Here is a 10787-nt window from a genome sequence, read left to right as displayed (position 1 = left end):
TCAAGCCCTCTTTTCTCGACACCGCGGCGCGGCCGTTCCTCAAGCTGCGGAGTGGAAGGAGAGGCGTGCAGAGGGGCGCCAGGTGGGCGCGTGAGCAGGGGGAAGGATCGCATCCCAGCCTGGGAAGTCCGGTTGCCAGGCGGCCCGAGGACGGCTGCGGCTGGCGGCCACATGGTAAAATCAGCCTTTGACCGTGAAGCTCGAGGCAATGAACATGCGCATTCTCCATACCATGATCCGGGTCGGAAACATCGATCGCTCGATCGACTTCTACACCCGGGTGCTCGGCATGACCCTGCTCAGGAAAAACGACTACCCCGACGGCCAGTTCACCCTCGCCTTCGTCGGCTACGGCAGCGAGGCGGATTCGGCGGTGATCGAACTCACCCACAACTGGGGCGTCGATGCTTACGAGATCGGCAGCGGCTACGGCCATATCGCCATCGAGGTCGACGATGCCTACCAGGCCTGTGACGACATCCGCAACAACGGCGGCCAGGTCACCCGCGAAGCCGGGCCGATGAAGCACGGCACCACGGTCATCGCCTTCGTCACCGACCCGGACGGCTACAAGATCGAGCTGATCCAGAAGTCTTCCTGACCACTCCCCGGACCTCGCCGTCGCCGCCCAGGCGAAGACCCCGGCTATCGCTTTCAGCAGTCCGGAATGAAAAAACCCCGGCTCGTGGCCGGGGTTCTTCGTTCGGTCGCAGGCGACGCGCGTCGATCAGGACAGCGAGCGCCCCTTGTTCGCGGCGATACGCATGCGCAGCGCGTTGAGCTTGATGAAGCCCGCGGCATCGGCCTGGTTGTAGGCGCCGCCGTCTTCCTCGAAGGTCGCGATGTTGGCGTCGAACAGCGAGTCGTCGGACTTGCGGCCGACCACCACGACGTTGCCCTTGTACAGCTTCAGGCGCACTACGCCGTTCACGTTGACCTGCGAGGCGTCGATCATCTGCTGCAGCATCAGGCGCTCCGGGCTCCACCAGTAGCCGGTGTAGATCAGGCTGGCGTACTTGGGCATCAGCTCGTCTTTCAGGTGGGCCACTTCGCGGTCCAGGGTGATCGACTCGATGGCGCGGTGGGCCTTGAGCATGATGGTGCCGCCGGGGGTCTCGTAGCAGCCACGGGACTTCATGCCGACGTAACGGTTCTCGACGATGTCCAGGCGGCCGATGCCGTTGATCCCGCCGACCCGGTTCAGCTCGGTGAGCACCTGGGCCGGAGTCATCTCCTTGCCGTCGATGGCGACGATGTCGCCCTTGCGGTAGGTCAGTTCGATGTAGGTCGGGGCATCCGGCGCGCTTTCCGGGGAAGCGGTCCACTTCCACATGTCTTCTTCGTGCTCGGTCCAGGTATCTTCCAGCACGCCACCTTCGTAGGAGATATGCAGGAGGTTGGCGTCCATCGAGTACGGCGACTTCTTCTTGCCATGGCGCTCGATCGGGATGCCGTGCTTCTCGGCATAGTCCATCAGCTTCTCGCGGGACAGCAGGTCCCACTCGCGCCAGGGCGCGATCACCTTGACGCCGGGCTTCAGCGCGTAGGCGCCCAGCTCGAAGCGGACCTGGTCGTTGCCCTTGCCGGTGGCGCCGTGGGAGATGGCGTCGGCGCCGGTCTCGTTGGCGATCTCGATCAGGCGCTTGGCGATCAGCGGACGGGCGATGGAAGTACCCAGCAGGTACTCGCCCTCGTAGACGGTGTTGGCGCGGAACATCGGGTAGACGAAGTCGCGGACGAACTCTTCGCGCAGGTCGTCGATGTAGATTTCCCGGACGCCCATCGCGCGGGCCTTGGCGCGAGCCGGTTCGACTTCCTCGCCCTGGCCGAGGTCGGCGGTGAAGGTCACCACTTCGCAGTTATAGGTATCTTGCAACCACTTCAGAATTACCGAGGTATCCAGGCCGCCGGAATACGCCAGGACTACCTTCTTCACATCCGCCATGCCATCACTCCACGGGGGTCGTCACGAAAAGCGACAATTCTACGCAGGGCGCCGGGGAAATTACAGAGGGGCGACAGCTTTAGACGCAAAAGCGACAGATTCTATCGTCTGCGCGACTCAAACCGTGGGTTTTCCCTGGAGCGAGGCGGCCGGAGCCTTCGGCGCGGCAGGTTCTGCCGCCGGCACCGGCGGCTTGTCCTCGGCCCTGGGCGTTTCCGGCGCCGGCTCGACCACCGCCTCGCGCGCCAGATGCACGGTCACCCGACGGTTGCGCGCACGGTTGGCGGCGCTGTTATTGGCTACCAGCGGATAGCGTTCGCCGTAGAAGCGCACGTTGATCTGGCTCTCCGGCACGCCGTTGCCCTTCAGGTACTCCTGCACCGCCAGCGCGCGGCGGCGCGACAGATCGCGGTTGGTCAGGCGGTTGCCGCTGTTGTCGGAGTGGCCGTCCAGCTCGATGCGGTTGATGCTCGGATCGGCCTTGAGCAGTTGCAGGATGATGTCCAGCTTGGCCCGCGCCACGTCGTTCAGCGCGGTGCCGCCGTCGGGGAAGCCGACCTGGGCCAGCTTGACCTGGTCGAAGTTCACCGGCAGCAGCTTGGCGGTGCACGCCAGGTACTGGTTGTAGACGCCGGCGAAACGCGCCGGCAGCAGACGCACCTCCAGGCGGTCGCCCTGCCAGGTGCGATGGCGGACCAGCGGGCTGCGTCCTTCGAGCAGGCCGGTCAGCAGGCGGCCGGCCTGTTGCTGGCTGCTGTTGAACGGCACCTCGCCGCTGCCGACGCTGACCTGGCCGAGGTTGATGTCGCCCTGCCCCGGCCGCCACGGCGGAGCGGCGGCGAGCAGGGTCGCCGAACCGCGTCCCAGCCACTGGGCGTCCGGTTTCAGGCGGAAGGTGGCTTGCTCACCAGCGCGACGGACGAACTCGCCGACGCCGAAGTTCGCCACCGGCTGCGACAGGCGGCATTCGAACTGGTCGCCCTCGACCTTCCATTCGACGCTGTCCAGGCGCGTCTGGAAGGTCACCGCCAGCGCCGGCAGGCTGCTGAGCAGGAAAGGCAATAGAAGAAGGCGCGGCTGCACGACGGCGGGCTCCGGGAAAGCGTCCAAATACGAAGGATGTATCGGACGGCCCGGACAAAACTTGATAGCGAGTGCCCCGCCCCCCCTTTTCCGGTAGCATTTCCCCCACGAAATCCCGTCCTGGAAGCCCCATGTCCGACCGCCTCACCCTCCTGCGCCCCGACGACTGGCACATTCACCTGCGTGACGGTGCCGCGCTGGTCAATACCGTCGGCGATGCCGCGCGCACCTTCGGCCGCGCCATCGTCATGCCGAACCTGGTGCCGCCGGTGCGCAACGCCGCCGAAGCCGACGCCTATCGCCAGCGCATCCTCGCCGCCCGTCCCGCCGCCAGCCGCTTCGAGCCGCTGATGGTGCTGTATCTCACCGACCGTACCAGCGCCGAGGAAATCCGCACCGCCAAGGCCAGCGGCTTCGTGCACGCCGCCAAGCTCTATCCGGCCGGCGCCACCACCAACTCGGATTCCGGCGTGACCCGCATCGACAACGTCTTCGCGGCGCTCGAAGCCATGGCCGAGGTCGGCATGCCGTTGCTGGTGCATGGCGAGGTGACCCGCGCCGAGGTCGATGTGTTCGATCGCGAGAAGCAGTTCATCGACGAGCACCTGCGCCGGGTGGTCGAACGCTTCCCGCCCCTGAAGGTGGTCTTCGAACACATCACCACCGGCGACGCCGCCCAGTTCGTCCGCGAAGCACCGGCCAACGTCGGCGCGACCATCACCGCCCATCACCTGCTGTACAACCGCAACCACATGCTGGTCGGCGGGATTCGCCCGCACTTCTATTGCCTGCCGATCCTCAAGCGCAACACCCACCAGGAAGCCCTGCTGGACGCCGCGGTGAGCGGCAACCCGAAATTCTTCCTCGGCACCGACTCGGCGCCGCACGCCCGCCACGCCAAGGAAGCCGCCTGCGGCTGCGCCGGCTGCTACAGCGCCTACGCCGCCATCGAGCTGTACGCCGAGGCCTTCGAACAGCGCAACGCGCTGGACAAGCTGGAAGGCTTCGCCAGCCTGCATGGCCCGGACTTCTATGGCCTGCCGCGCAATACCGACCGGATCACCCTGGTCCGTGAACAATGGCAGGCGCCCGCCAGCCTGCCCTTCGGCGATTTCGACGTGGTACCGCTGCGCGCCGGCGAGACACTGCGCTGGAAACTGCTGGAGGCCGAGGCATGAGCGAAGACAACTTCGACGAAGAATTCGACGGCACCCTCCCCAGCGGCCCGCGCCATCCGATGGCGCGCCGCTTCCGCGGCTACCTGCCGGTGGTGGTGGACGTCGAGACCGGCGGCTTCAACTCGGCCACCGACGCGTTGCTGGAGATCGCCGCGACCACCGTCGGCATGGACGAGAAGGGCTTCCTGTTCCCGGAGCACACCTACTTCTTCCGCATCGAGCCCTTCGAAGGCGCCAACATCGAGCCGGCGGCCCTGGAGTTCACCGGCATCAAGCTCGACCACCCACTGCGCATGGCGGTGCAGGAAGAACAGGCGCTGACCGAAATCTTCCGCGGCATCCGCAAGGCACTGAAGGCCAATGGCTGCAAGCGGGCGATCCTGGTCGGCCACAACAGCAGCTTCGACCTCGGCTTCCTCAACGCCGCCGTGGCCCGTACCGGGATCAAGCGCAACCCGTTCCACCCGTTCTCCAGCTTCGACACCGCCACCCTGGCCGGCCTCGCCTACGGCCAGACGGTCCTGGCCAAGGCCTGCCAGGCCGCCGGCATGGAGTTCGACAACCGCGAGGCGCACTCGGCGCGCTACGACACCGAGAAGACCGCCGAGCTGTTCTGCGGCATCGTCAACCGCTGGAAGGAAATGGGCGGCTGGATGGATGACGACGACTGAGCCTCGGCCCACTTCGGCGGATAACGCCGGTTATCCGCCCTATGCGACCGGTCAGGCGATGCCCCTTCTTCGGAACGAGGCGCGTAATCAGGGACTGGCTGCCGCCCCCGCGACCCCATGAAAAAGCCCCGCAGAAGCGGGGCTTTGTTCAACGCGCGAAGCAGGCTCTTCTTACAGCTTGCTGGCGTTCTCGGCCAGGTACTTGGCCACGCCTTCGGGCGATGCGGTCATGCCCTTGTCGCCCTTCTTCCAGTTGGCCGGGCAGACTTCGCCGTGCTCTTCGTGGAACTGCAGGGCATCGACCAGGCGCAGCAGTTCGTCCATGTTGCGGCCCAGCGGCAGGTCGTTGACGATCTGCGAGCGCACCACGCCTTCCTTGTCGATCAGGAACGCGCCACGGAAGGCCACGCCGCCGTCGGACTCGACGTCATAGGCCTTGGCGATCTCGTGCTTGGTGTCGGCCGCCAGGGTGTACTTGACGGCGCCGATGCCGCCCTTGTCCACCGGGGTGTTGCGCCAGGCGTTGTGGGTGAAGTGGGAGTCGATGGAAACGCCGATCACCTCGACGTTGCGCGCCTGGAACTCGGGAATCCGGTGGTCCAGGGCGATCAGCTCGGAGGGGCAGACGAAGGTGAAGTCCAGCGGGTAGAAGAACACCAGGCCGTACTTGCCCTTGATGGCTTCGGACAGGGTGAAGCTCTCGACGATCTCGCCATTGCCCAGCACCGCGGCAACGTTGAAGTCAGGCGCTTTCTTACCTACGAGTACGCTCATTCCATGTCTCCTTGAAATGAAGGTTGAAGGACGACGCCGCAGCCTGCCGGACTCTCGTGAAACCCCGATGGCAGGGGCGCCGCTCCCTGGGAGCGAACCATCATACACCCCGCCCCGGCCAGCGCTAAGTCTTTGTCCGACAAAGCCATTTGTCGGGGCCCGAAAAAAACCCGAGTAAAACGCTCCGAGGAACTTTGACAATCATTCTCATTATTATTAGTATCTTTTCCAACTCAACTGCCCCAGTAGCCAGAACGCCATGTACGTCTGCCTCTGCCAAGGTGTTACCGACAACCAGATCCGCGATGCCATCTACGAAGGCTGCTGCAGCTATCGTGAAGTCCGTGAGGCCACCGGCGTCGGCACCCAGTGCGGCAAGTGCGCATGCCTGGCCAAGCAGGTGGTACGCGAAACCCTCAACGACCTGCAGAGTGCCCAGCCGGTACCGGCGTTCGGGACTACGGCATTCGTCGCTGCCTGAAAAATATTTTTATCCCTCTTTCAGAAGAACCGGGCCTGGCGCCCGGTTTTTTTATGCCTTCAATTCAATGACTTAGCGGCAGAACGCGGAAAGAAAACATTCGTATTCATATTCTTTTTCCCTTATATTTCAATAACTTAGGTTTGACACTCGGCTTCGTCGCGGCCAAACTTGGCGGATCACACCCACTACGACGGCAGGATTCGGCATGAAAGGCGACAAGAAAGTCATCCAGCACCTCAACAAGATCCTCGGCAACGAGCTGATCGCGATCAACCAGTACTTCCTCCACTCGCGCATGTGGAACGACTGGGGCCTGAAGCGCCTCGGCGCCCACGAGTACCACGAGTCGATCGACGAGATGAAGCATGCCGACAAGCTCATCGAACGCATCCTCTTCCTCGAAGGCCTGCCCAACCTGCAGGACCTCGGCAAGCTGCTGATCGGCGAGAACACCCAGGAAATGCTGCAGTGCGACCTGAACCTGGAGCTGAAGGCGACCAAGGACCTGCGCGAGGCCATCGTGCATTGCGAGCAGGTGCACGACTACGTCAGCCGCGACCTGCTGAAGGACATCCTGGAATCGGAAGAAGAGCACATCGACTACCTGGAAACCCAGCTGGGCCTGATCCAGAAAGTCGGCCTGGAGAACTACCTGCAGTCGCACATGCACGAAGACGACTGAGCGGGAAACGACACGAAGCGCCGGTGGCCTGCCCCGCCGGCGCTTTTTTTTCGCCCGCTGGAACCTCAGGCGGCGCGCGGCCGGCGTCGCACCAGGTCGGCGCGCAGCGCCAGCAGCAGGCACAACCCGACCAGCACCAGCAGCGCCCAGCGCAGGCCGATCTCGTGGGCCAGCAGGCCGATCAGCGGCGGTCCCATCAGCAACCCGCCATAGCCCACGGTGGACACCGCGGCGACGCCGATCACCGGGTCGATGCCCGGCTGGTTGCCGGCGGCGCTGATGACGATCGGCACCATCACCGACAGGCCCAGGCCGACCACTCCGAAGCCGAAGATGCTCAGCGCCGGCCACGGGCTGAACAACGCCACCAGCATGCCCAGCGTGGCCAGCGAACCGAGCCCGCGCAGCAGCGGCGCGTCGTCGATGCGTCCGCGCAGGCGGTCGCCGAACAGGCGCCCCACCACCATCGCCGCGGAGAATGCCGCGAAGCCCAGCGCCGCCACCCGCTCCGATGCCTCGAGGACGCTGTGCAGGAACAGCGCGCTCCAGTCGGCCACGCCGCCCTCGGAGACGAACGCGCAGAGGATCAGCAGGCCCAGGCCGAGCAGCGCCCGCGGCGGCAGGGTGAAGCCGCTGCCCGTGCGCTCGCCGGCCTTGCGCGGGTCCGGTGGCAGCAACGAGCGGGCGAAGAACGGCAGGCTCAGCAGGCCAAGGGCGGTGAGAATGAGGAAATGCCAGAACGGCGCGAGCCCGGCCAGGGCCGCCGCGCCCAGCGCACCGACCAGGCAGCCGAGGCTGTACATGCCATGCAGCATGGACATGCAGGGCTTGCCGAGCAGGCGCTCGACGTCCACCGCCTGGATGTTCATCGCCACGTCCATCCCGGCGAAGCTCACGCCCAGCACGTAGAAGGCCAGCGCCAGTTGCCACCAGCCCTGGCTCAGGCCGAGCAGCGGAAACACCAGCAGCATGATCAGGCAACCGCCGATCACTACGCTGCGGCTGCCGATGCGCTGGACCAGGAAACCGCTCAACGGGAACGCCGTGAGCGCGCCGACCCCGACCCCGAGCAGGGCCTGGCCGAGCGCGCGTTCGTCCAGCTGGGCCTGCTCCTTGAGCGCCGGGATGCGTCCCATCAGGTTGCCGATGACCAGCCCGGCCATGGCGAAGAAATAGATGCAGGCCAGGCGGCCCTGGCGAGGATTGACTTCCGTCATGGAGGCTCCCGGTTTCCTTGCTGGTTTCTCCGGACAAAAAAGAAACCCCGCACAAGGCGGGGCTCTTCGGCGGATGCGCGGATCAGGCGTTGGCTTTGGCCGCCGCGTCCTTGACCAGGGTTTGCAGTTCGCCCTTCTCGAACATCTCGGCGAGGATGTCGCTGCCGCCGACCAGTTCACCGTTGACCCACAGCTGCGGGAAGGTCGGCCAGTTCGCGTACTTCGGCAGGTTGGCGCGGATTTCCGGGTTCTGCAGGATGTCGACGTAGGCGAACTTCTCGCCACAGGCCATCAGCACCTGGGCCGCGCGCGAGGAGAAACCGCACTGCGGGGCGTTCGGCGAACCCTTCATGTACAGCAGGATGGGGTTGTTGGCGATCTGCTCTTTAATGGTTTCGATGATGTCCATGGCTTACCTCAACAGGAACGTTTCGACACGGTAACTCGGCGAATAATGACCGGTATTGTATCGGAAAGCCTAGCGTGGCGCTCGGCTTTACTGTCGCGCTCCGTCGACCCGCTCAGGCCGCCTCCACCTCCACCGGCAGGCCGTTGAGCGCGGCGTTGCCCGACAGCGCGTCGAGATGGCGCTCGTCGGTCAGGTCGTTGGCGCTGGCGCCCGCCTGCTGGCTGGCGATCGTCAGTTGCACGCCCGGCCGTGCGTGCCCCCAGCCGTGCGGCAGGCTGACCACCCCGGGCATCATCTCGCTGCTCGCCGCCACCTCCACCTCGACGCTGCCGACCCGCGAGCGCACCCGCACCCGCTGCCCGTCGACCAGGCCGCGACCCTCCAGATCGCGCGGGTGCATCAGCAACTGGTGGCGCGGCTTGCCCTTCACCAGGCGGTGATAGTTGTGCATCCAGGAATTGTTGCTGCGCACGTGGCGCCGGCCGATCAGCAGCAACTGGTCGGACGCCGGCATCGGCTGTGCGGCGAAGCGCTGCAGGTCATCGACGAACAGCGGCGGCGCGGCCTGGATCCGCTGGTCGGCGGTTTTCAGGCGCGGCGCCAGGTTCGGTCGCAGCGGCCCGAGGTCGATGCCGTGGGGATGTTCGCGCAGAGTGGCCAGGCTCAGCCTGTGCTCGGAACGGTCGCCGTAGGCGCCAGCGCGCAGGCCCAGGTCGATCATCCGCTGCGGCTCCAGGGTCGGTTTCAGCTCCAGGCCGTTGCGCGCGGCGAAGGCCCGCGCCAGGCCGACGAAGATCTCCCAGTCGTGCAGCGCACCCTCGGGACGCGGCAGCACGGCCTCGTTGAAACGGGTCACGTTACGCACGGCGAAGACGTTGAAGGTGGTGTCGTAGTGATCGTGCTCCAGCGGCGCGGTGGGCGGCAGGATGAGGTCGGCGTAGCGGGTCGTCTCGTTGATGTAGAGGTCGATGCTGAGCATGAACTCCAGGCCGTCCAGGGCCTGTTCCAGGCGCCGTCCGTTGGGCGTGGAGAGCACCGGGTTGCCGGCCACCGTGACCAGCGCGCGCACCTGCCCCTCGCCGTCGCCGAGGATTTCTTCGGCCAATGCCGCCACCGGCAGCTCGCCGCCATACTCCGGCAGGCCGGAGACGCGGCTGCGCCAACGGTCGAAGTGACCACCCGAGGTGCTCGCCACCAGGTCCAGCGCTGGCGAGGTGCAGAGCGCACCGCCGACCTGGTCGAGGTTGCCGCTGACCAGGTTGATCAGTTGCACCAGCCACTGGCAGAGCGTGCCGAAAGCCTGGGTGGAAACGCCCATCCGCCCGTAGCAGACCGCCCGCTCGGCGGCGGCGAAATCCCGCGCCAGCTGGCGAATGCTTTCGGCCGGCACGCCACAGCGCGCACTCATGGACTCGGCGTCGAAGACGGCGACCGCCTCGCGTACCCGTTCCAGCCCGTCGACCGGCAATGGCGTCGGGCGACCGAGGTTCTCCGCGAACAGGGTGTTGAGCACCCCGAGCAGCAGCGCCGCGTCCTGGCCGGGACGAACGAACAGGTGCTGGTCGGCGATCGCCGCGGTCTCGCTGCGCCGTGGATCGACCACCACCAGGCGGCCGCCGCGGGCCTTCAGCGCCTTCAGGCGCTTCTCCACGTCCGGCACGGTCATGATGCTGCCGTTGGACGCCAGCGGGTTGCCACCGAGCACCAGCATGAAGTCGGTGTGGTCGATGTCGGGGATCGGGATCAACAGGCCATGGCCGTACATCTGCTGGCTGACCAGGTGATGCGGCAACTGGTCGACGGAGGTCGCGGAAAAGCGGTTGCGTGTCTTCAGCAGGCCGAGGAAGTAGTTGCTATGGGTCATCAGGCCGTAGTTGTGCACGCTCGGATTGCCCTGGTAGACCGCCACCGCGTCATTGCCATGGCGCTCGCGGATCTCGCCGAGACGACTGGCCACCAGCGCGAAGGCCTCGTCCCAGCCGATCGGCTGCCACTCGCTGCCGACCCGGCGCAGCGGCTGGCGCAGGCGATCGGGATCGTCCTGGATGTCCTGCAGGGCCACCGCCTTGGGACAGACATGGCCACGGCTGAAGCTGTCCTGCGGGTCGCCCTTGATCGAGCGGATGCGCGGCACGCCGCCCTCGTCGCTCTCGGTCTCGATGGCAAGACCACAGATGGCCTCGCAGAGATGGCACGCACGGTAGTGGAGGGTCTTGCTCATGGCTCGCCTCTTCGTTTCTTGTTCTGCCGGTCGCGGCAGGTCGACGCCGGCGGCGTCCAGACGACCGGTCTAGTCGTCGAAGCGGAACTATGCGGCGCCCGCCACCGAAGCGCCAGCAGCGTC

The 10787-nt window shown here is 65.8% G+C and carries 11 protein-coding genes; 5 read left to right on the top strand and 6 right to left on the bottom strand.

Features of this window, described 5'->3' with window-relative positions:
* The first annotated feature begins 214 nt into the window (after positions 1 to 214).
* A complete protein-coding gene (gene gloA / locus B7D75_RS07515) occupies positions 215 to 601 on the top strand; it encodes a lactoylglutathione lyase (protein WP_034082641.1) in 387 nt (128 codons plus the stop codon).
* A 126-nt stretch (positions 602 to 727) separates the two neighbouring features.
* Here gloA and B7D75_RS07510 read toward each other — a convergent pair whose 3' ends face one another.
* Both B7D75_RS07510 and motY read right to left on the bottom strand, forming a co-directional pair.
* Positions 728 to 1945 carry an argininosuccinate synthase gene (locus B7D75_RS07510; RefSeq protein ID WP_012074782.1) on the bottom strand — a complete coding sequence of 406 codons (1218 nt, stop codon included), beginning with the start codon at positions 1943 to 1945 and terminating at the stop codon, positions 728 to 730.
* Between the two features lie 117 nt (positions 1946 to 2062).
* Entirely contained in the window at positions 2063 to 3028 is a 966-nt protein-coding gene (gene motY / locus B7D75_RS07505) for a flagellar protein MotY (protein ID WP_012074781.1), read from the bottom strand.
* Between the two features lie 131 nt (positions 3029 to 3159).
* On the opposite strand from motY, the gene pyrC reads away from it, so the two are divergent.
* Positions 3160 to 4206: a dihydroorotase gene (gene pyrC / locus B7D75_RS07500; RefSeq protein WP_107113883.1), complete on the top strand. Its 1047-nt coding sequence runs from the start codon at positions 3160 to 3162 to the stop codon at positions 4204 to 4206.
* A complete protein-coding gene (gene rnt / locus B7D75_RS07495) occupies positions 4203 to 4877 on the top strand; it encodes a ribonuclease T (RefSeq protein ID WP_003155625.1) in 675 nt (224 codons plus the stop codon). Before pyrC ends, rnt begins: the two co-directional genes overlap by 4 nt.
* A 171-nt stretch (positions 4878 to 5048) precedes the next feature.
* On the opposite strand, the gene B7D75_RS07490 is transcribed toward rnt, so the two are convergent.
* On the bottom strand, positions 5049 to 5651 hold the full coding sequence (locus tag B7D75_RS07490) for a peroxiredoxin (RefSeq protein WP_003092073.1): 603 nt from the start codon (positions 5649 to 5651) through the stop codon (positions 5049 to 5051).
* Positions 5652 to 5910: 259 nt separating this feature from the next.
* Here B7D75_RS07490 and B7D75_RS07485 point away from each other — a divergent pair, with 259 nt between their 5' ends.
* Together B7D75_RS07485 and bfrB are read left to right on the top strand one after the other, a co-directional pair.
* Positions 5911 to 6132: a bacterioferritin-associated ferredoxin gene (locus B7D75_RS07485; RefSeq protein ID WP_003092075.1), complete on the top strand. Its 222-nt coding sequence runs from the start codon at positions 5911 to 5913 to the stop codon at positions 6130 to 6132.
* 208 nt (positions 6133 to 6340) lie between these two features.
* Positions 6341 to 6817 carry a bacterioferritin BfrB gene (gene bfrB / locus B7D75_RS07480; RefSeq protein WP_003092078.1) on the top strand — a complete coding sequence of 159 codons (477 nt, stop codon included), beginning with the start codon at positions 6341 to 6343 and terminating at the stop codon, positions 6815 to 6817.
* A gap of 65 nt (positions 6818 to 6882) precedes the next feature.
* Here the strand turns inward: bfrB and B7D75_RS07475 are convergent, their stop codons facing one another.
* From B7D75_RS07475 to B7D75_RS07465, 3 genes are all read right to left on the bottom strand, one after another.
* Complete coding sequence (locus B7D75_RS07475; protein WP_033996729.1) at positions 6883 to 8034, bottom strand: MFS transporter; 1152 nt, start codon at positions 8032 to 8034, stop codon at positions 6883 to 6885.
* Positions 8035 to 8116: 82 nt separating this feature from the next.
* Positions 8117 to 8443, bottom strand: coding sequence for a Grx4 family monothiol glutaredoxin (gene grxD, locus B7D75_RS07470; protein WP_003092082.1), 327 nt, complete (start codon positions 8441 to 8443; stop codon positions 8117 to 8119).
* Between the two features lie 112 nt (positions 8444 to 8555).
* Positions 8556 to 10664 carry a molybdopterin oxidoreductase family protein gene (locus B7D75_RS07465; protein WP_053813540.1) on the bottom strand — a complete coding sequence of 703 codons (2109 nt, stop codon included), beginning with the start codon at positions 10662 to 10664 and terminating at the stop codon, positions 8556 to 8558.
* Positions 10665 to 10787: the final 123 nt, after the last annotated feature.

The sequence above is a fragment of the Pseudomonas paraeruginosa genome, from assembly GCF_003025345.2.
GTDB classification, from domain to species: Bacteria; Pseudomonadota; Gammaproteobacteria; order Pseudomonadales; family Pseudomonadaceae; genus Pseudomonas; species Pseudomonas paraeruginosa.
This window is presented reverse-complemented; position numbering and strand designations above follow the sequence as displayed.

What these genes read in the sequence shown, in the direction of transcription:
- grxD (WP_003092082.1), bottom strand. Translation starts at nt 8,443, where the DNA reads ATGGACATCATCGAAACCATTAAAGAGCAGATCGCCAACAACCCCATC.
- gloA (WP_034082641.1), top strand. Translation starts at nt 215, where the DNA reads ATGCGCATTCTCCATACCATGATCCGGGTCGGAAACATCGATCGCTCG.
- B7D75_RS07475 (WP_033996729.1), bottom strand. Translation starts at nt 8,034, where the DNA reads ATGACGGAAGTCAATCCTCGCCAGGGCCGCCTGGCCTGCATCTATTTC.
- pyrC (WP_107113883.1), top strand. Translation starts at nt 3,160, where the DNA reads ATGTCCGACCGCCTCACCCTCCTGCGCCCCGACGACTGGCACATTCAC.
- B7D75_RS07465 (WP_053813540.1), bottom strand. Translation starts at nt 10,664, where the DNA reads ATGAGCAAGACCCTCCACTACCGTGCGTGCCATCTCTGCGAGGCCATC.
- bfrB (WP_003092078.1), top strand. Translation starts at nt 6,341, where the DNA reads ATGAAAGGCGACAAGAAAGTCATCCAGCACCTCAACAAGATCCTCGGC.
- rnt (WP_003155625.1), top strand. Translation starts at nt 4,203, where the DNA reads ATGAGCGAAGACAACTTCGACGAAGAATTCGACGGCACCCTCCCCAGC.
- B7D75_RS07490 (WP_003092073.1), bottom strand. Translation starts at nt 5,651, where the DNA reads ATGAGCGTACTCGTAGGTAAGAAAGCGCCTGACTTCAACGTTGCCGCG.
- B7D75_RS07485 (WP_003092075.1), top strand. Translation starts at nt 5,911, where the DNA reads ATGTACGTCTGCCTCTGCCAAGGTGTTACCGACAACCAGATCCGCGAT.
- B7D75_RS07510 (WP_012074782.1), bottom strand. Translation starts at nt 1,945, where the DNA reads ATGGCGGATGTGAAGAAGGTAGTCCTGGCGTATTCCGGCGGCCTGGAT.